Below are 18773 nucleotides of genomic sequence, written 5' to 3' on the forward strand. Positions count from 1 at the left end.
TCGTCATCGACATGGCCAGCCTGGGGCAGGCCAAGCAAGCGGCCTGAGCGGCTGTTCGCGGTAGCAGTCGGCTACCGTGGGACACATCACGCGTCGTTGCGTGACCATGGAAGCCCGGGCAGAAGCATGCCCGGGCTTTTTGTTATTGGAGGCGTACCGCTTGGATCGTGACGTGCCGCGAGGGCAATGAATCCATCGTCTCCAGGCGACAGATCGCGGCATCTGAGGGACGCAGTCACCTAGGCACCGACGGCATCGTGTCCGACATCGAGACGATCGAGATGGCGCAGATCAACGAGGCCTACGAGCGCATGCTCAAGGGCGACGTGAAGTACCGCTTCGTCATCGACATGGCCAGCCTGGGGCAGGCCAAGCAAGCGGCCTGAGCGGCTGTTCGCGGTAGCAGTCGGCTACCGCGGGACACATCACGCGTCGTGGCGTGACCATGGAAGCCCGGGCAGAAGCATGCCCGGGCTTTTTGTTATTGGAAGCGTACCGCTTGGATCGTGACGTGCCGCGAGGGCAATGAATCCATCGCCTCCAGGCGACAGATCGCGGCATCTGAGGGACACAGTCGCCTAGGCACCGGATGATCGAGGCAGCCAATACGTAGAGCAGTGCATGGACGCAGGGCTCGCCACGCGCCTTAGGGGTGAGGCTCCGAGACGGCCGCGAATGCGGGTTGCCGCGGGCGAAGAAGATCGTAAAAAACGCCAATCCGATTCGCTACGCTACAGATAGACAGATAGACGGACAGAGGGAAAGCGCACGATTGCGCGTTGCACATCGATGGGGCCGCGGACATTCAAGCGACCGGTGCGCTATCCGCCGCTCCTACAGATATGTCCTGTCGCTGTTCAAGGCGCCATGAAGCCACTCTGTAACGGCTCACATCGTAGCGCGCCGTCTGATTGCAGCAGGACAGCGACGATCGAGATGCAATGCCGTCGTGTCCCGCACGCCGCACGCCGCACGCCGCACGCCTGACGGAGGCTACAGACGACAACGGCGCCGAAGCGCCGTTGTCATGGAGCCGGAGGATGTGGAGCCGCTTACTTGCTGCTGGCAGGCTCCGCTGCCGGCAACGACGTCGGCCTGCCCATCATCTTGTCGCGTGCGGCCTTGAACGGATTGTCCGCGTACCAGTTCGGCCAGCTGTCGCCGGCAGCCAGTTCCTTGCCAACGCCGTACACCGCCTGCAGGTCGTCCATCACACCGTCGAGCTTCCAGGTCGCCGGGTCGTACTCGTCGGCTGGCGTGTGGTAGCGCTTGGCGTACTCGGCTGCCGCACGCCGTCCTGCTTCGATGCCGCCGTCGACCAGGTCTTCGCCGCCGTCGATGTACAGCGCGGGCACGCCGGCCTTGGCGAAGTTGAAGTGATCCGAACGGAAGTAGAACCCGCTCTGCGGCGCGTCTTCGGCGTGCAGCACGCGGCCTTGCGCGGCGGCGATCGGCTTGAGCAGGTCTTCCAGCTGGGAGCTGCCGAACCCGTTGACCACCAGGTCCTTGGCGCGCCCGGCCACCGGCATCGCGTCCAGGTTGATGACGCCGGCGATCTTGTTCAGCGGAAAGGTCGGATGCGCCACGTAGTACTTGGAACCGAGCAGTCCCGATTCCTCGAGCGTCACCGCCAGGAATACCACCGAGCGCTCGGGCTTGGGCTGCTGGTGCGCGAACGCCTCGGCGATTTCCAGGATACCGGCCACGCCGGTGGCGTTGTCGACCGCGCCGTTGTAGATGTTGTCGCCGGGTTCGCCCTCGTGCTTGCCCAGGTGATCCCAGTGCGCCATGTACAGCACCGCCTCGTCGGCGCGGCTGCTGCCGGGCAGCACGCCGACCACGTTGCGCGAGGTCTTCTCGGCGATGGTGCTCTTCAGGTCCACCGAGAGCTTGGCCTTCAGCGGGATGGGCTTGAAGCCGCGCTTGCTGGCGTCCTTGTAGGCCTGCGCCAGGTCCAGGCCGGCGTCGGCGAACAGTTGCTTGGCCGCCTCGGCGGTGAGCCAGCCCTGCACCGGAATGCGCGGCTCCGGATCGTCCTTCGCCGGCAGGTCGTACTGCGCGCCTGACCAGGAGTTCTTGACCACGTCCCAGCCGTAGCTGGCGCCGGGTGTGTCGTGCACGATCAATGCGGCGGCGGCGCCCTTGCGCGCGGCTTCCTCGAACTTGTAGGTCCAGCGCCCGTAGTAGGTCATGCGCTTGCCTTCGAACAGGCTGCCATCGCCGGTGTGGAAGCCGGGGTCGTTGACGAACATCACCACGGTCTTGCCCTTCCAGTCCTGGCCGGCATAGTCGTTCCACTTCTGCTCCGGCGCGTCCACGCCGTAGCCGACGAAGACCATGTCGCTGCCATCGAGCTTGACCTCGGGCTGGCCGGTGCGCGTGCCCACCACCATGTCGGTGCCGAAGGCGAGTTGCCGCGCCGCGCCGTCGTGGGCGATGGTGAGCGTGGTGCCGGGCGCCGCGGTGGTCTCGGTCATCGCCACGTCCTGGAACCAGCTGTCACCGTTGCCCGGTTGCAGGCCGATGCGCTGCATCTGGTCGCGGATGTAGGCGACCGTCTTGTCTTCGCCAGGCGTACCCGGACCGCGACCCTCGAAGGCGTCGGAGGACAGCGTCTTGACCAGTTCGGCGAAGTCGGCCGGCGCGATCCCGTTGGAAAACGCATGCGCGGGCGCCGCAGCGGGGGCCGGCGCAGCGGCCGGCGGCGCGGCGTTTGCCACCGGGGCGGGCGCTTCGCGTTTGCACGCGGTCAACGCCGCGGCTGCGGCCAGGCACAGCACGAGCTTGCGGGACATGGGGGCTCCTGATGGCGAGGGAACCCTGGATTCTATAGGCAAGTCGCACGCGCCCGGGCGGGCGCGTCGCCGTGGCACGGCTCAGTTGTTCGGCGCGGTGTCGCCGTCGAAGGGCAGCGCGGTGGCGCCGGTGATCGGCCCGGTCTTGGCGCTGCGGTGCACGTACAGGGTGACTTCGCGTTCGAAGCGCAGCGGACCGTCGATCACCGCACGCGGGCCGATGATGACCCGCGGCTTGCGCGCCGGCTTGAACGACATGCTGAAGCTGGGCTTGTTGATCGAGATGCCGCCGCCGACATGCGAATCGTGGCCGACGGTGATGTCGCCGTTGACCGTTTCGATGCCCTTGTCCAGCTGCGTGGCGACCACGCCGATGCTGCCGTTGACGCTTTCGATGCCGCCGTCGACGCGGCCGCCGCGGTCGACGAAGATGCCGCCGTTGACGGTTTCGATGGAACCGGCGACCTGCGCGCGCTCGGCGATGGTGATGCCGCCGTTGACCGTGGACAGCCCCTTGGTCTGCGCGCCGTCGGCGACCTTGACGCTGCCGTTGACCGTTTCCACGCTGCCCACCTGGGCGCCGGACTGGACGGTGATGCTGCCGTTGACCGTTTCCAGATCGCCGTACTGCTTGCCGGCGTCGGCGGTGATGCTGCCGTTGACCTTGCTGATGCCCTCGCCCGCGAACGCCGGGCCGGCCGTCAGGGCCAGCGCCAGCATAACCGCCAGATGCATGCGTTTCATCCTTCACCTCCCGGGCGCCGGCGATGCGGCCGCAATCAATCGTGGGGCGATCACAACACGCTTCGCTACAATCCACACCTGCCTGAAGTCACTGGACCCTCGCTTGCCCGCAGCCGCTCCTGTCCCATCGCATTCCGCCGCGCCCCGCGCGGCCGGGCGGCGTGCGCCCGGGCACTGGCGCGGCCTTGTGCGCAGCCTGCTGGCGCTGACGTGGCTGCTGACCGCCGGCGTAGCCGCGGCGCAGAACCCGCGCGAGGCCGAGAAGCGCCTGGAAAAGGTGCGCAGCGAGCTGAAGAGCGTGGCCGAGGAGCGCCGGCAACTGGAAGGCAAGCGCGGCGACGCCGCACGCCAGTTGCGCGAGGCCGACGAAAAGGTCGCCGTCACCGGCCGCAGCCTGGCGCAGACGCAACAGGCGCTGCAGCGGCACCAGCAGACCCTGGCCGAGCTCGAACGCAAGCGCGATGGCCTGCGCAGTGGCTTGACGCGCCAGCGCGCCGAACTGGCGCAGCTGCTGCGCGCGGCCTATGCCATCGGCGGCAATGCGCCGCTGAAGCTGTTGCTGGCGCAGGATCGCGTGGCCGATGCCAACCGCCTGCTGGCCTATCACCGTTACCTGCAGCGCGAGCGCGCGCAGCGCATCGCGACCTTGACCCACGAGTTGCAGGCACTGGAACAGGTGCAGCGCGAGGTCGTCGAACAGAAGCAACAACTGAGCGAGGCCCAGCGCCGCCAGCAGGAACAGGCCCAGGCGCTGCAGCGCGACCGCAAGCAGCGCGCCAGCGTGGTCTCGGAACTGGACCAGCGCTACCAGGACCGCAGCGAACGCGAGAAGGCACTGGGCCAGGACGCCAAGGCGCTGGAAACGCTGCTCGCCAACCTGCGTGCCGCCGCCGCCCGCGCCGAGGCCGAGCGCCGCGCCGCGGCCAGACGCGAGGCGGCCGAGCAGGCGGCGCAGGCCAAGGCCGCGGCGAAGGCCGGGCGTGGCGGCGGCAAGATACCGCCCAAGGTGGTCGCCTCGGCGCCACCGCTGAAGGTCGGTGGCCTGGGCTGGCCGTTGTCGGGCGACCTGATCGCGCGCTACGGCGGGCGGCTGCCCGACGGGCGCACCAGCAGCGGCGTGCTGATCGCCGCGCCCGCCGGCAGCACCGTCACCGCGGTCGCCGACGGCACGGTGGTGTTCTCCGACTGGATGACCGGCTACGGCATGATCCTGATCGTGGATCACGGCAACGGCTACATGAGCCTGTACGCACACAACGACACCCTGCTGCGCGACGCCGGCGCCAAGGTCAAGCGCGGCGATGCGGTGGCCAAGGTCGGCAATTCCGGCGGCCAGGGGCGCCCGGCGCTGTACTTCGAACTGCGCCGCAACGGCCAGCCGGTGGATCCATCGTCGTGGCTGCAGCGCCGCTGAGCCACGCCGCTGCGGCGCGTTCAACGCGAATTTAGCTCGGCTTCGCGCATAATCCGGACAACCGCGCCGTGCACGGTGCGGGTCTTCCCCAATCGGAGTGCTTCATGCGCGTAGTCCTGTCCGCAGCCCTGTTGCTCGCTCTGGCGCCGCTGCCGTCGATGGCGCAACGCGCCGAGGCGCAGACGCCCACGGCCCCGGCGGCCAGCGCCGACGATCCGGATTCCACCGAATCGGCCAGTGCCAAGGTGCCGCTGGACGAGATCCGCCGCTACGTGGCGGTCTACAACGCGGTGAAGGAAGCCTACGTCGATCCGGTCGACGACAAGAAGCTGATGCAGTCCGCCATCCGTGGCCTGCTGCTGGACCTGGATCCGCACAGCACGTATTTCAGCAAGGAAGACGCCGAAGCCTTCGACGAGCAGACCAGCGGCGCCTACGACGGCATCGGCGTGGAATTGCTGCAGCTGCCGGACAACACGCTCAAGGTGGTCTCGCCGATCGACGACACGCCCGCCGCGCGCGCCGGCCTGCGCTCGGGCGACATCATCATCGCCATCGACGGCAAGCCGATCAGCGCGGTCAAGGCGATGGAGCCGCTGCGCGGCGAGTCGGGCAGCAAGGTCGTGCTGACCATCGCCCGCGACAAGGTCGCCAAGCCGTTCGACGTGACCCTGACCCGGCAGACCATCCGCGTGGCCAGCGTGCGCAGCCGCATGCTCGAGCCGGGCTACGGCTACATCCGCATCAGCACCTTCCAGGCCGACACCGGCGCCGATTTCCACAAGCAGTTGCAGCAGTTGCAGGCGCAGGCCGGCGGCAAGCTGCGCGGCCTGGTGCTGGACCTGCGCAGCAATCCCGGCGGCCTGCTGACCGCGGCGGTGCAGGTGGCCGACGACGTGCTCGACAAGGGCACCATCGTCAGCACCCGCGGACGCATCTCGGTCAGCGATTCCAAGTTCGACGCCACCCCTGGCGACCTGCTCAACGGCGCGCCGATGGTGGTGCTGGTGGATGCCGGTTCGGCCAGCGCCTCGGAAGTGCTGGCCGGTGCGCTGCGCGACAACAAGCGCGCGCGTATCGTCGGCAGCCGCACCTTCGGCAAGGGCTCGGTGCAGACCGTGCTGCCGCTGGACAACGGCGACTCGGTCAAGCTGACCACGGCGCGGTACTACACCCCCAGCGGCAAGTCGATCCAGGCCAGCGGCATCGTGCCCGACGTGGTGCTGCATCCGGAGACCAGCGCGGACGATGCCGACAAGCCGGCGGCGATCGCCGACTACAGCGAAGCGACCCTGCCGGGCCACCTGCATGGCGACGACGAGGGCGCCGAGGGCTACACCGCCGGCGACGTGCTGCCGGGCGATGGTCCGATCGCGCAGGCGCTGGCCGAACTGAAGCAGCCCGGCGCGGTGGCGCGGGCGGCCGCGGCGGCACCGGCCGGCAAGGGCAGGGCCAAGCCGGCGCACAAGCCGGCGGGCGCGGCGCCGAAGGCCGCCCCGGCGAAGCAGCCGGCGGCGGAACCGGCCAAGCCCGAGCCCACCAAGTCCGAACCTGCCAAGCCCGAGTCCGACAAGACCGGCTCCGACAAGACCGGCTCCGACAAGAACGCGCCTGCGCCGGCCTCGGGCACCTGAGCCGGCGGTGGCCCACCTCGCCATCGCGCGCGGCGTGGCCGCTGCGCGGTGGCGGCCAGCCGCTCAGTCGGCGACGGTAAGGACTTCGGGATTGGCCAGGCGCTGCGGCGTGCCGGCGGCGAAGGCCAGCACGTTGTCGAAGGCGGCGCCGAAATACAGGTCGTAGCTGTCCTGTTCGACGTAGCCCAGGTGCGGCGTCGCCAGCACCCGCGGATGCCGCAGCAGCGGATGCTGCGGATCCAGCACCGGCTCCTGTTCGAACACGTCCAGCGCTGCCTGTCCCGGGCGTCCGGCGTCCAGCGCGGCCAGCAGCGCGCCGGGCGCGATGAGTTCGGCACGGCTGGTGTTGACCAGCAGCGCATCGGGTTTCATCCGCAGCAGGTCGTCCAGTCCGATCTGGTGGCGGGTGGCTGCGACCAGGCGGCGATGCAGCGTCAGCACGTCGCTCTCGGCGAACAACGCCTCGCGGCTGGCGGCGACCGCAACGCCGTCGGCGCGCGCCTGCGCACAACTGTCCTCGCCGCCCCACACCTGCACGCGCATGCCGAAGGCACGCCCGTAGGCGGCGACGCGGCGGCCGATCTTGCCGTAGCTCCAGATGCCCAGGGTCAGCCCGTCCAGGCTGCGGCCCAGCTGCGCATCGCCGGTGGCCTGCCAGTGCCCGGCGAGCAGCGCATCGCGGTAGGCGGGCAGGCGCCGGCTGGCGGCCATCAGCAGCGCCCAGGTCAGTTCCGCCGGCGCCACCGGCGAGCCGACGCCTTCGGCCACGGCCACGCCGCGCGCGGTGCAGGCGGCCAGGTCGATGTGTTCGCCGATCCGTCCGGTCTGGCTGATCAGGCGCAGCTTCGGCAGTTGCGCCAGCAAGGCGGCGTCGATGCGGGTGCGCTCGCGGATCAGCACCAGCGCCGCGGCCTCGGCGGCGTGCCGAACGAAGGTCTCGCGGTCCGGCGCCAGCGCGGTCAGCACCTGCACGCTGTGCGCCTGCAGCCGCGCGAAGCAGGGCAGGTGGCGCACCGCATCCTGATAGTCGTCGGCGATCAGGATGCGCATCGGCTCAGCGTGGCTTGCCGGGCATCGGGAACGGCGTGACCACCTTCTCGCCGGTGGCCGCGTCGCGGATCGTCGATTGGCCCTTCTTCTCCACTTCCTCGATGCGCACGATGCTCTGCATCGGCAGGTGCAGCGTCTTGGTGGCGCCGAACTCCTCGCGCAGGCGTTCCTCGGTGGGATCGATCACCAGCCCGTCGTGCACGTCGAACACCAGCGTGCCGATCTCGGTGAAGCCCCACAGATGGCTGCTGCCGACGTGCTGGCAGTACAGCTCGTAGACCTTGCCGTGGTTGAGGAAGGTCACTTTGTACAGGTGCTTGAACATGCGCGCAGTATACGGGCGCCGTTGCCGCAGGCGGCTCAGAAGCCCTTGCGCTTGCGCAGCCGCCGCGCGATCGCCGCGCGCACGTACAGCCCGTAGACCATGCCGAAGGCGAAGCCGGCCAGGTGCGCCGACCACGCCACCATGCCGAAGGCCGGGCCGATGTAGGCGAACACCACCTGCAGCGCCGCCCAGGTGCCGATCAGCAGCGAGGCCGGGGCGCGCACGAATTCCAGGAACAGCCCCAGCGGCAGCACCACGCCGAGCTTGGCTCGCGGGAACAGCGCCAGGTAGGTGCCGATCAGCGCCGAGACCGCGCCGCTGGCGCCGATGATCACCCGGTCCGGGGTGCCGACCGCGAACACCGCTGCCAGGTTGGAGATGGCTCCGCCGCCCAGGAACAGCAGCAGGAACCGCCACGGCCCCAGCACGCGCTCGGCGGGCAGGCCGAAGATCAGCAGGAACACCAGGTTGCCGAGCAGGTGCGACCAATCGGCGTGCAGGAACAGGGCGGTGAACAGGCGCAGCACGCTGCCGTCCTGCACCGTCGCCAGCCAGTCGCGCGGGCTGCCGACCCCGGCCGAGAGTGCGCCCCAGTCCAGCCACAGGGTCGCGCGCGCCTCGTCGGGGCGGCTAATCGACCACAGGAAGGCCAGCCACATCGCCGCGAACAACAACGGTGTGGCCCAGCGCAGTGTGGTGCGTTCGCGGGAGGGGATGGAAACGAACATGCGAGGGAACGGGGGAGCCGGAGACGCCAGGGACGCCACGATAACGGCTTCATCCGGCTGAACGCACGCCGACTCCACACGAAGCTGAACGCATCATGTCGTTATTGTTTAGTTAACGGTGCGGGGTATACTCGCATACGGCGTCGTATGTCGGGAGGGGACTCCGGCGCGCATTCCTGGGCTTTTGGGGCCCCGGGCTGCGCAGGCGCGAACACAGACAATTCGTCTTCCGGAGAAAAACTAGCCATGCAAAACGCAACCCAGTTCGTCCGTTTCACCGCTCTGGCCGTCGGCATCGTCGGCGCGCTGGCCATGGGCCAGGCGCACGGCGCCGCGTTCCAGCTCAAGGAGAACAGCGCCAAGGGTCTGGGCCGCGCGTTCGCCGGCTCCGGTAGCGCCCCCGGCGATGCCTCGATCATCGCCGTGAACCCGGCCGGCATGCGCCAGCTCGACGGCAAGGTGTTCCAGGCCGACGTCAGCGCCATCCAGTTCTCGGCCAAATACCAGGGCAACGGCGGCACCTACGCCAACGGCCAGCCGATCTCCGGCGGCCGTGGCGGCGACGCCGGCATGATCGCGCCGGTCCCGGCCGCGTACTTCCACATGCCGTTCGGCGAAAACAACAACATGCACTTCGGCACCTCGCTGACCGTGCCGTTCGGCTTCAAGACCGAATACGACCGCGACTGGGTCGGCCGCTACAACGGCGTGAAGACCGAGCTGCAGGCGATCGACCTGAACTTCGCCTTCTCGTACGACGTCAACCCGTACGTGTCCTTCGGCGCGTCCGTGTTCGCCGAGCGCCTGGACATCGAACTGAGCAACGCCATCGACTTCGGCACCGTCCTGGCCTCGCGCCGCGTGCCGGGCTTCGCGCCGGGCAGCGCCGACGGTTTCTCGCGCATCAAGGGCGACAACACCGCGGTCGGCTTCACCCTGGGCGGCCTGTTCAGCGTCGACGAGCACACCCACATCGGCTTCAGCTACCGCTCGCAGGTCGAGCACAAGATCACCGACGGCGACGCCGACTTCACCGTGCCGGGCAATGCCGCCACCGTGCTGGCCTTCGCCGCGCCGGGCACCTTCGTCGACACCAAGGGCCGCGCCACGGTCAAGCTGCCGGCCAGCGCCACCGCCAGCTTCACCCACGACATCAACGAGCAGTGGACGGTGATGGCCGACGTCACCCGCACCGCCTGGAGCAAGTTCGACAAGGTCACCGTCGACTTCGCCTCCAACCAGCCCGACAGCGTGCTGGACTTCTCGTACCGCGACACCACCTTCGTGTCGCTGGGCGCCGACTACCGCATGAGCGACACGCTGACCCTGCGTGGCGGCCTGGCCTACGACCAGACCCCGACCACCGACCAGCACCGCGACGTGCGCGTGCCGGACGCGAGCCGCAAGTGGGTCTCGCTGGGTCTGACCTGGAAGCCGTCCGAGCAGACCGAGTACAGCTTCGGCTACACCCACCTGTTCACCAACGACCCGAGCATCGCCACCACCAGCGCCACCGGCAACCGCCTGGTCGGCGACTACGACGTGAGCGGCAACGTGCTGGCGGCCTCGGTCAACTACAAGTTCTGATCGCAGGCGCTTCGCAGTTCCACGAAAAAGCCCCGCTTCGGCGGGGCTTTTTTTATGCCTGTCCGCGACGCATGGCGCGCGCTGCGGCAGGCTGTGTTCGGCGCAGGTTCCCGGCGGAACGCTGCGCCGAAGCGGGCCGGTCAGTCGCCCAGGGTCAGCAGCGAGGCGTTGCCGCCGGCGGCGGTGGTGTTGACCGTCACCACCTTCTCGGTGGCGAAGCGCAGCAGGTAGTGCGGGCCGCCGGCCTTGGGGCCGGTGCCGGACAGGCCCTGGCCGCCGAACGGCTGCACGCCGACCACCGCGCCGATCTGGTTGCGGTTGACGTAGACGTTGCCCACCGCCACGCGCGAGGCGATGCGCTCGATGGTCTCGTCGATGCGCGAATGCACGCCCAGGGTCAGGCCGTAGCCGGTGGCGTTGATCTGGTCGATCACCGCGTCGAGCTGGTCGGCCTTCCAGCGGATCACGTGCAGCACCGGGCCGAAGATCTCGCGCTGCAATTGCGCCAGCGACTGCAGCTCGTAGGCGCGCGGGGCGAAGAAGCTGCCGTGCGCGGTGGCGGCGTCGGTGGCGGCCACGGCGATCGCGCGCGCTTCGCGGTCCATGCGTGCGGCGTGGTCGGTGAGGATCTGCAGCGCGTCGGCATCGATCACCGGGCCGACGTCGGTGGACAGCAGGCCGGGGTCGCCGACCTTCAGCTCGGCCATGGCGCCGGCCAGCATGGTCATCACCTTGTCGGCGATGTCGTCCTGCACGAACAGCACGCGTGCGGCCGAGCAGCGCTGGCCGGCGGAGATGAAGGCGCTGGAGATCGCGTCCTTGACCACCGCTTCCGGCAGCGACGAGGAGTCGGCGATGAAGGCGTTCTGGCCGCCGGTCTCGGCGATCAGCACGCCGATGGCGGCATCGCGCGCGGCCAGCGCGCGGTTGATCGCGCGGGCGGTGTCGGTGGAGCCGGTGAAGGCGACGCCGGCCACGCGCGGATCGCGGGTCAGCGCGGCGCCGACGGTGGCGCCGTCGCCGGGCAGGAACTGCACCACCGCCTCCGGCACGCCGGCTTCGTGCAGCAGCTTCACCGCGGCATGGCCGACCAGGTTGGTCTGCTCGGCCGGCTTGGCGATGACGCTGTTTCCGGCGGCCAGCGCCGCGGCGACCTGGCCGAGGAAGATGGCCAGCGGGAAGTTCCACGGGCTGATGCACACGAACACGCCGCGGCCGTGCAGCTGCAGTTCGTTGGATTCGCCGGTCGGCCCGGGCAGGCGCTCGGGCGCACCGAACTGCGCGCGCGCCTGGCCGGCGTAGTAGCGCAGGAAATCCACCGCCTCGCGCACTTCGGCGACGCCGTCCGGCAGGGTCTTGCCGGCTTCCTTGACGCACAGCGCCATGAACTCGGGCATGCGCGCTTCCAGCAGGTCGGCGGCGTGCTCGAGGATGGTGGCGCGGCTGGCGGCCGGGGTGCGGTTCCAGGCCGGGTAGGCGGCTGCGGCATTGCTCAGCGCCTTCTCCACGGTAGCGGCATCGGCCGGCTTCCAGTGGCCGACGATCTGGCGATGGTCTGCCGGGTTGGCGACCGGCAGGGCGTCGCCGGCGATCACCGCGCCGGGCACCAGCGGCGCGGCCTGCCAGGGCTTGAGCGCGGTGTTGAGCTGGTCGGCCAGCGCGCGCAGATCGTTGTCGTTGGCGAGGTTGGCGCCCATGGAGTTCTTCCTGTTGTGGTTCTGGCTGCGCAGCAGATCGACCGGCAGCGGAATCTTCGGATGCGGGATGGAGGCGAACGCGGACACGGCTTCGACCGGATCGCGGATCAGGTCTTCGATGGCCACGTCTTCGTCGGTGATGCGGTTGACGAAGCTGGAGTTGGCGCCGTTCTCCAGCAGGCGCCGCACCAGGTAGGGCAGCAGGTCCTCGTGCGAGCCCACCGGCGCGTACACGCGGCAGGGCACGCCGAGGCGGTCGGCGGGGATCACCTCGGCGTAGAGGTCGTCGCCCATGCCGTGCAGCTTCTGGTGTTCGTAGTCGCGGCCGCCGGCGATGGCGCGCACCGCGGCGATGGTCTGCGCGTTGTGGGTGGCGAACATCGGATACAGCGCATCGCTGTGCGCGAACAGGCGCTTGGCGCAGGCCAGGTAGGACACGTCGGTGTTCTGCTTGCGGGTGAACACCGGATAGCCCGGGTGGCCCTCGACCTGCGCGCGCTTGATCTCCGCATCCCAGTAGGCGCCCTTGACCAGGCGCACCGGGATGCGGCGGCCGACGCGGCGCGCCAGGTCGGCGAGGAAGTCGATCGTGTACGGGGTGCGCTTCTGGTACGCCTGCACCGCCAGGCCATAGCCTTCCCAGCCGTCCAGCGAGGGATCGGAGAAGGTGGCCTCGATGATGTCCAGCGACAGTTCCAGGCGGTCGGCTTCTTCGGCATCGACCGTGTAGCCGATGCCGTAGGACTTGGCCAGTTGCGCCAGTTCCAGCACGCCCGGCACCAGTTCGGCCATCACCCGCGCGCGCTTGGCGTGCTCGTAGCGCGGATACAGCGCCGAGAGCTTGATCGAGATGCTGGGCGCGGCGAACACCGCGTCCTTGCCGCCCTGCGGGCGCTGCGCGGCGAAATGCTTGCCGATGGCGTGGATCGCCTGGCGATAGGCATCGAGGTAGCGCTGCGCGTCCTTCATGGTCAGCGCGCCTTCGCCGAGCATGTCGAACGAGTAGCGGTAGTGGGCGTTGTCGCCCTTCTTCGAGCGGGTCAGCGCCTCGCCGATGGTCCGGCCCATCACGAACTGATGGCCCATGATCTTCATCGCCTGGCGCACCGCCAGGCGGATCACCGGCTCGCCGACTCGGCCGATCAGGCGCTTGAACGCGCCGGACACGTCGGCCCGGGTGAGGTCGTTGATCTGCACCAGCTTGCCGGTGAGCATCAGGCCCCAGGTCGACGCATTGACCAGGATCGAGTCGCTCTCGCCCATGTGCTTCTTCCAGTCCGCATCGCCGAGCTTGTCGCGGATCAGCTTGTCGGCGGTGTCCTGGTCGGGGATGCGCAGCAGTGCTTCGGCCACGCACATCAGCAGCACGCCTTCCTCGCTGCCGAGGTCGTACTGGCGCATGAAGGCCTCGATCGCGCCCTGGTCCTGGGCGCGGGCGCGCACCCGGGTGACCAGGTCGGCAGCCAGCGCCTGCACCCTGGCCTGGTCGGCCGCGGGCAGGCGCGCCTGCTCGAGCAGTTCGCGTACGTGTTCGGCTTCGTCCTTGAGCCAGGCGGCGGTGATCGCCGCGCGCAGGGCCTGCGGCGCGGGCGGGAGTTCGGGGGACAGCAAGGGCGAAGGAGACGCGGACGGCATCGCCGGGACAGAGCCGGCGCCAGGCAGAGCGTTCATGCGGGAAAGGCCAGGGACAGAGCCCGCTATTTTATGTCAGCGCCTGCACGCGCAGGGGGTTGCCGGCATCGCCACGGCGATGGCGGACGCGTCCAGGCTGAACGCACATCTTGTTGCGTTACAGCATTTTTTATGGTGAACGCGCGCTTGCCGCCGCGCAGGCCGGGGGCTACCATCCAGGCGTGCTCGCGGCTCGGGTACGAGCGGTTCGGAAGCGGCGGTTCGACATGATCGAAATGTTTCCGTTTTCTCCGGAGGGGTCGGGTACGCAGCTGCGGCTGCGACCGCCGCGGGCGTTGAATGCCCGGCAATTCGTTCTGTTGTTCGTCGCACTGGCCGGGGCGATGTGGGCCGTGGCTGGGCTGGGGTGGCTCGCCGGCAATGTGTTCGCGCCTGCGTTCGCCCTGTTGCACAGCATCGTGGTTGCGCTCGCGCTGCATTGGTCGTGGCGCGGCGGCGAGCGCGAAGAGGATATCCGGGTGGGTCCGGCCTGCGTGGAAGTGACCCGTCCGAATGCAGGAACGCCGGCGTTCCGCGCCCACCCGCATTGGGTGCGGTTGCGGATCGAAGGCGACGACAGGGTGGTGCTGGCATCCAGCGGCAAGCAGGTCCGGGTCGGCGAATTCCTCGGCCCCGACGAACGCCGGCAACTGGCGCAGACCCTGGAAGGCTTGCTCGCGGCCGTGACCGGCCGCAACCGATGACGCTCCAAGGGGTCTAGGCAATGAAGCAACGCGGCGGGTGGGTGCAACAGGCGGTCAGGGGCGGGATGGCGTTGGCGGCGGCGATGGCCGCACCGCTGGCGTGGGCGCAATCGGCCGATCCCAAGCCGTGGCAGCTCAACATGGGCAGGGGCGTCACCCAGAGCGCGCGCAACGCCTACGACGCGCACATGGTCGCGTTGTGGGTGTGCGTGGTCATCGGCGTGCTGGTGTTCGGCGCGATGGCCTACGCGATCTTCAAGTTCCGCAAGTCCAAGGGCGCGGTGCCGGCGCAGTTCAGCCACAACACCAAGGCCGAGATCGTGTGGACGGTGATCCCGGTGCTGATCCTGATCGTGATGGCGTGGCCGGCCACCGCCAAGCTGATCGCGATGTACGACACCCGCGATGCCGAGATGACGGTGAAGGTCACCGGCTACCAGTGGATGTGGCGCTACGAATACCTGGGCGAGAACGTGTCGTTCACCAGCCGCCTGGCGCGCAGTTCCGACCGCCTGCGGCAGAGCCATGCGGTGCCGACGCTCGAGCAAGACCCGCACTACCTGCTCGACGTGGACAACCGGCTGGTGCTGCCGGTGAACACCAAGGTGCGCTTCGTCATCACCGCCGACGACGTCATCCACGCCTGGTGGGTGCCGGCGCTGGGCTGGAAGCAGGACGCCATCCCCGGGATCATCAACGAGGCCTGGACCAGCATCGACACGCCCGGGGTGTACCGCGGCCAGTGCGCCGAACTGTGCGGCAAGGACCACGGCTTCATGCCGATCGTGGTCGAGGCGGTGAGCAAGCAGGACTTCCAGAAGTGGCTGGCATCGCGCAAGCCGGCGCCTGCCGCTGCGCCCGCGCCGGCCACGCCGGCGGCGGCCCCGGCTGCTGCGCCGGCCTCCGCCGAACCCGCTGCCGCGCCCGCCGACGCCCAGGCGCCGGCAGCGCCGCCGCAGGCGCGGCTGTCGCGTCCTCGTTCCGACTCGCACCTGACCGTGCAAGCCGCCTGATCTCCAGCATTCCTTTTCTGAGGTAGCCGCCATGGCCCATTCGGCAGTCGATCATCACGACGAGCACGGGCATCAGCAGAGCTTCGTCGAGCGTTGGTTCTTCTCGACCAACCACAAGGACATCGGCACGCTGTACCTGCTCTTCAGTTTCACCATGTTCGTCATCGGTGCGGCGATGAGCGTGGTGATCCGCGCCGAACTGGCGCAGCCGGGCCTGCAGTTCGTCAAGCCCGAGTTCTTCAACCAGATGACCACCGTGCACGCGCTGGTGATGATCTTCGGCGGGGTGATGCCGGCCTTCGTCGGCCTGGCCAACTGGATGATCCCGCTGCAGATCGGCGCGCCGGACATGGCGCTGCCGCGCATGAACAACTGGTCGTTCTGGCTGCTGCCGGTGGCCTTCACCCTGCTGCTGCTGACCCTGTTCCTGCCCGGCGGCGCGCCGGCCGGCGGCTGGACCATGTATCCGCCGCTGATGCTGCAGGGCGGCTACAACGTCGCCTTCTCGGTGTTCGCCATCCACGTCGCCGGCATCAGCTCGATCATGGGCGCGATCAACATCATCGCCACCGTGCTCAACATGCGCGCGCCCGGCATCGACCTGCTGAAGATGCCGATCTTCTGCTGGGCCTGGCTGATCACCGCGTTCCTGCTGATCGCGGTGATGCCGGTGCTGGCCGGCGCGGTGACCATGCTGCTCACCGACAAGTTCTTCGGCACCTCGTTCTTCAACGCCGCCGGCGGCGGCGACCCGGTGATGTACCAGCACATCTTCTGGTTCTTCGGGCATCCCGAGGTCTACATCATGATCCTGCCGGCGTTCGGCGTGATCAGCGAAATCATCCCGACCTTCAGCCGCAAGCCGCTGTTCGGCTACCAGGCGATGGTCTACGCGATCGCGGCGATCGCGTTCCTGAGCTTCATCGTCTGGGCGCACCACATGTTCACCGTGGGCATGCCGTTGGGTGGCGAGATCTACTTCATGTTCGCCACCATGCTGATCTCCATCCCGACCGGGGTGAAGGTGTTCAACTGGGTCAGCACCATGTGGCAGGGCTCGATGACCTTCGAGTCGCCGATGCTGTGGTCCATCGCCTTCGTCATCCTGTTCACCATCGGCGGTTTCTCCGGGCTGATGCTGGCGATCGTGCCGGCCGACTTCCAGTACCACGACACCTACTTTGTGGTCGCGCACTTCCACTACGTGCTGGTCACCGGCGCGGTGTTCGCGCTGATCGCGGCGGTGTACTACTGGTGGCCGAAGTGGACCGGGCGCATGTACAACGAAGCCTGGGCCAAGTTCCACTTCTGGTGGACGATGCTGTTCGTCAACCTGCTGTTCTTCCCGCAGCACTTCCTCGGCCTGGCCGGCATGCCGCGGCGCATCCCCGACTACAACGTCGTGTTCGCCGACTGGAACCTGGTCAGCTCGATCGGCGCGTTCGGCATGTTCGTCACTCCGTTCCTGATGGCCGGCATCCTGCTGGCGTCGCTGCGCAATGGCGCGCGCGCCGAAGCGCGTTCGTGGGAAGGCGCGCGTGGCCTGGAGTGGACGGTGCCGTCGCCGGCGCCGGCGCACACCTTCACCCTGCCGCCGGTCATCAAGCCCGGCGACCTGGCCCACGACGACATCAGCCACTGATGACCGCGCAACCGCCGCTCGACGACCTGGTCCTGCGCCGCAAGCGTGCGGCGCGCACCGCGCTGGTGGTCGGCGCGGTGGCGCTGGCGATCTACGTCGGCTTCATCCTTTCGGGGGTGCTGGGCCGATGAACGCGCCGGCGCCGCAGGTGCACAGCAGTGCCGGGCTGTTCAAGCTGGTCGGCGTGGCGCTGGCGGTGTTCGTGCTGACCTTCTCGCTGGTGCCGCTGTACCGCATCGCCTGCGAGAAGGTGTTCGGCGTGCGCCTGGAGCGCGGCCCCGGCGAAGGCCCGCAGGCCGGCAAGCCGCTGGCGGGCAAGCGCACGGTCACCGTGCAGTTCGATGGCGGGGTGAACTCCAAGCTGCCCTGGTCGTTCCATCCGGAGCAGCTGACCATGCAGGTGGTGCCGGGCGAGCTCAACGAGGCGCTGTACTACGCGCACAACGATGGCGCGCACGCCATCGTCGGCAGTGCGGTGCCGTCGGTGGCGCCGGCACGCGCGTCCGGCTACTTCACCAAGACCGAGTGCTTCTGTTTCACCGCGCAGACCCTGCAGGCCGGCGAGAAACGCGACATGCCGGTGCGCTTCATCGTCGACCCGAACCTGCCCAGCGACATCGGCACCATCACCCTGTCCTACACCTTCTACAAGAACGATGCGCTGAGCGCGGAACTGGGATCGCCGAAACTGGCCGGTTCCGCGCGCGCGGCTCCCTGACCCGACCGGAATGCCTGCCATGGCCCAGCCCAGCACCGACGCCACCGCCAACGCCTACTACGTGCCCAGCCAGAGCCGCTGGCCGTTCATCGGCTCGATCGCGATGTTCGTGACCATGATCGGCGTGGCCAGTTGGCTCAACGACGCGTCCTGGGGCAAGTGGACCTTCTTCACCGGCATCGCCATGCTGGTGGCGACGCTGTTCATGTGGTTCGGCGACGTGATCCGCGAATCGATCGCCGGGCACTACAACCGCCAGGTCGACGTGTCGTTCCGCATGGGCATGGTGTGGTTCATCTTTTCCGAGGTGATGTTCTTCGGCGCCTTCTTCGGTGCGCTGTTCTACACCCGAACCTTCATCCTGCCGTGGCTGGGCGGCGAGGGCGACGGGGTGATGACCAACGCGCTGCTGTGGGACGGCTACTCCGCCGCCTGGCCGACCAACGGCCCCGGCGGCATCGGCGGCCAGTTCCAGACCATCCCGGCCTGGGGCCTGCCGCTGATCAATACGCTGATCCTGCTCAGCTCCGGCGTGACCCTGACCATCGCCCACCACGCGCTCAAGGCCGGCCAGCGCACCCGGCTGATGGTGTTCCAGGCGCTGACCGTCGCGCTGGGCTGCACCTTCCTGTACTTCCAGGCCGAGGAGTACATGCATGCCTACAAGGAGCTCAACCTGACCCTGGGCTCGGGCATCTACGGCTCGACCTTCTTCATGCTCACCGGCTTCCACGGCGCGCACGTGCTGCTGGGCACGATCATGCTGCTGGTGATGCTGCTGCGGATCAGCCGTGGACACTTCAGCCGCGACAACCACTTCGCCTTCGAAGCGGCGGCGTGGTACTGGCACTTCGTCGACGTGGTGTGGCTGGCGCTGTTCCTGTTCGTCTATGTGCTTTGACGGCGGGGATTGGGGAGTCGGGAGTGGGGATTCGTTGGGTTCCGCGCGTGCCGGCGTCCCTGGCTGCGGCGTATCGTAGATACCGTCTTACCCCCTAGCAGGCAAGGCCTCTTTTCGGGTCGAACGCAGTGCCCGATTTGAGAACGCCGT

15 protein-coding genes and 1 pseudogene are annotated in these 18773 nt (G+C 68.5%); 10 read left to right on the top strand and 6 right to left on the bottom strand.

Features of this window, described 5'->3' with window-relative positions; genetic code table 11:
* Positions 1 to 254 precede the first annotated feature (254 nt).
* Positions 255 to 386: pseudogene (locus PIQ37_RS20175) on the top strand (NAD(P)-dependent alcohol dehydrogenase); the annotation flags it as partial.
* Between the two features lie 666 nt (positions 387 to 1052).
* Here the strand turns inward: PIQ37_RS20175 and PIQ37_RS20180 are convergent.
* Together PIQ37_RS20180 and PIQ37_RS20185 are read right to left on the bottom strand one after the other, a co-directional pair.
* Complete coding sequence (locus tag PIQ37_RS20180; protein ID WP_342074836.1) at positions 1053 to 2795, bottom strand: M28 family metallopeptidase; 1743 nt, start codon at positions 2793 to 2795, stop codon at positions 1053 to 1055.
* An 81-nt stretch (positions 2796 to 2876) separates the two neighbouring features.
* The gene (locus PIQ37_RS20185; protein WP_342074837.1) at positions 2877 to 3539 is read right to left on the bottom strand and encodes a hypothetical protein; all 663 of its coding nucleotides are present in this window, start codon (positions 3537 to 3539) and stop codon (positions 2877 to 2879) included.
* 103 nt (positions 3540 to 3642) lie between these two features.
* Here PIQ37_RS20185 and PIQ37_RS20190 point away from each other — a divergent pair, with 103 nt between their 5' ends.
* Positions 3643 to 4953: a murein hydrolase activator EnvC family protein gene (locus tag PIQ37_RS20190; protein ID WP_407137098.1), complete on the top strand. Its 1311-nt coding sequence runs from the start codon at positions 3643 to 3645 to the stop codon at positions 4951 to 4953.
* 104 nt (positions 4954 to 5057) lie between these two features.
* Positions 5058 to 6587, top strand: a complete 1530-nt coding sequence (locus PIQ37_RS20195) for a S41 family peptidase (RefSeq protein ID WP_342074839.1) — start codon at positions 5058 to 5060, stop codon at positions 6585 to 6587.
* A gap of 63 nt (positions 6588 to 6650) precedes the next feature.
* On the opposite strand, the gene PIQ37_RS20200 is transcribed toward PIQ37_RS20195, so the two are convergent.
* Genes PIQ37_RS20200 through PIQ37_RS20210 form a run of 3 tightly spaced genes read right to left on the bottom strand, consistent with a single transcriptional unit; the run spans position 6651 to position 8690 of the window.
* Entirely contained in the window at positions 6651 to 7637 is a 987-nt protein-coding gene (locus PIQ37_RS20200; protein ID WP_342074840.1) for a D-2-hydroxyacid dehydrogenase family protein, read from the bottom strand.
* 4 nt (positions 7638 to 7641) lie between these two features.
* Positions 7642 to 7962, bottom strand: a complete 321-nt coding sequence (locus PIQ37_RS20205; RefSeq protein WP_263392184.1) for a DUF1820 family protein — start codon at positions 7960 to 7962, stop codon at positions 7642 to 7644.
* A 35-nt stretch (positions 7963 to 7997) separates the two neighbouring features.
* On the bottom strand, positions 7998 to 8690 hold the full coding sequence (locus PIQ37_RS20210) for a rhomboid family intramembrane serine protease (RefSeq protein WP_017908049.1): 693 nt from the start codon (positions 8688 to 8690) through the stop codon (positions 7998 to 8000).
* Positions 8691 to 8936: 246 nt separating this feature from the next.
* Between PIQ37_RS20210 and PIQ37_RS20215 the strand changes: the two genes are divergently transcribed.
* The gene (locus PIQ37_RS20215; protein ID WP_342074841.1) at positions 8937 to 10277 is read left to right on the top strand and encodes an outer membrane protein transport protein; all 1341 of its coding nucleotides are present in this window, start codon (positions 8937 to 8939) and stop codon (positions 10275 to 10277) included.
* A 140-nt stretch (positions 10278 to 10417) separates the two neighbouring features.
* On the opposite strand, the gene putA is transcribed toward PIQ37_RS20215, so the two are convergent.
* Positions 10418 to 13609, bottom strand: coding sequence for a bifunctional proline dehydrogenase/L-glutamate gamma-semialdehyde dehydrogenase PutA (gene putA, locus PIQ37_RS20220; RefSeq protein ID WP_342074845.1), 3192 nt, complete (start codon positions 13607 to 13609; stop codon positions 10418 to 10420).
* Between the two features lie 263 nt (positions 13610 to 13872).
* On the opposite strand from putA, the gene PIQ37_RS20225 reads away from it, so the two are divergent.
* The 6 genes from PIQ37_RS20225 to PIQ37_RS20250 are packed head-to-tail and all read left to right on the top strand — an operon-like array spanning position 13873 to position 18623.
* Positions 13873 to 14349 (top strand): DUF2244 domain-containing protein, encoded by a 477-nt coding sequence (locus PIQ37_RS20225; RefSeq protein WP_019796200.1) that lies wholly within the window; start codon positions 13873 to 13875, stop codon positions 14347 to 14349.
* Positions 14350 to 14369: 20 nt separating this feature from the next.
* Entirely contained in the window at positions 14370 to 15362 is a 993-nt protein-coding gene (gene coxB, locus PIQ37_RS20230; protein WP_342074842.1) for a cytochrome c oxidase subunit II, read from the top strand.
* A gap of 31 nt (positions 15363 to 15393) precedes the next feature.
* Positions 15394 to 17004, top strand: a complete 1611-nt coding sequence (gene ctaD, locus PIQ37_RS20235; RefSeq protein ID WP_342074843.1) for a cytochrome c oxidase subunit I — start codon at positions 15394 to 15396, stop codon at positions 17002 to 17004.
* Positions 17004 to 17135: a hypothetical protein gene (locus tag PIQ37_RS20240; protein ID WP_010341609.1), complete on the top strand. Its 132-nt coding sequence runs from the start codon at positions 17004 to 17006 to the stop codon at positions 17133 to 17135. Before ctaD ends, PIQ37_RS20240 begins: the two co-directional genes overlap by 1 nt.
* Complete coding sequence (locus PIQ37_RS20245) at positions 17132 to 17722, top strand: cytochrome c oxidase assembly protein (RefSeq protein WP_342074844.1); 591 nt, start codon at positions 17132 to 17134, stop codon at positions 17720 to 17722. The genes PIQ37_RS20240 and PIQ37_RS20245 overlap by 4 nt, the downstream gene beginning before the upstream one ends.
* A 19-nt stretch (positions 17723 to 17741) precedes the next feature.
* A complete protein-coding gene (locus PIQ37_RS20250) occupies positions 17742 to 18623 on the top strand; it encodes a cytochrome c oxidase subunit 3 (RefSeq protein ID WP_010341611.1) in 882 nt (293 codons plus the stop codon).
* Positions 18624 to 18773 lie beyond the last annotated feature (150 nt).

It is taken from the genome of Xanthomonas protegens (genome assembly GCF_038442435.1).
Classification (GTDB): Bacteria; Pseudomonadota; Gammaproteobacteria; order Xanthomonadales; family Xanthomonadaceae; genus Xanthomonas_A; species Xanthomonas_A sontii.

What these genes read in the sequence shown, in the direction of transcription:
- PIQ37_RS20205 (WP_263392184.1), bottom strand. Translation starts at nt 7,962, where the DNA reads ATGTTCAAGCACCTGTACAAAGTGACCTTCCTCAACCACGGCAAGGTC.
- putA (WP_342074845.1), bottom strand. Translation starts at nt 13,609, where the DNA reads ATGCCGTCCGCGTCTCCTTCGCCCTTGCTGTCCCCCGAACTCCCGCCC.
- PIQ37_RS20240 (WP_010341609.1), top strand. Translation starts at nt 17,004, where the DNA reads ATGACCGCGCAACCGCCGCTCGACGACCTGGTCCTGCGCCGCAAGCGT.
- PIQ37_RS20250 (WP_010341611.1), top strand. Translation starts at nt 17,742, where the DNA reads ATGGCCCAGCCCAGCACCGACGCCACCGCCAACGCCTACTACGTGCCC.
- ctaD (WP_342074843.1), top strand. Translation starts at nt 15,394, where the DNA reads ATGGCCCATTCGGCAGTCGATCATCACGACGAGCACGGGCATCAGCAG.
- PIQ37_RS20245 (WP_342074844.1), top strand. Translation starts at nt 17,132, where the DNA reads ATGAACGCGCCGGCGCCGCAGGTGCACAGCAGTGCCGGGCTGTTCAAG.
- coxB (WP_342074842.1), top strand. Translation starts at nt 14,370, where the DNA reads ATGAAGCAACGCGGCGGGTGGGTGCAACAGGCGGTCAGGGGCGGGATG.
- PIQ37_RS20225 (WP_019796200.1), top strand. Translation starts at nt 13,873, where the DNA reads ATGATCGAAATGTTTCCGTTTTCTCCGGAGGGGTCGGGTACGCAGCTG.
- PIQ37_RS20200 (WP_342074840.1), bottom strand. Translation starts at nt 7,637, where the DNA reads ATGCGCATCCTGATCGCCGACGACTATCAGGATGCGGTGCGCCACCTG.
- PIQ37_RS20180 (WP_342074836.1), bottom strand. Translation starts at nt 2,795, where the DNA reads ATGTCCCGCAAGCTCGTGCTGTGCCTGGCCGCAGCCGCGGCGTTGACC.
- PIQ37_RS20210 (WP_017908049.1), bottom strand. Translation starts at nt 8,690, where the DNA reads ATGTTCGTTTCCATCCCCTCCCGCGAACGCACCACACTGCGCTGGGCC.
- PIQ37_RS20215 (WP_342074841.1), top strand. Translation starts at nt 8,937, where the DNA reads ATGCAAAACGCAACCCAGTTCGTCCGTTTCACCGCTCTGGCCGTCGGC.
- PIQ37_RS20185 (WP_342074837.1), bottom strand. Translation starts at nt 3,539, where the DNA reads ATGAAACGCATGCATCTGGCGGTTATGCTGGCGCTGGCCCTGACGGCC.
- PIQ37_RS20195 (WP_342074839.1), top strand. Translation starts at nt 5,058, where the DNA reads ATGCGCGTAGTCCTGTCCGCAGCCCTGTTGCTCGCTCTGGCGCCGCTG.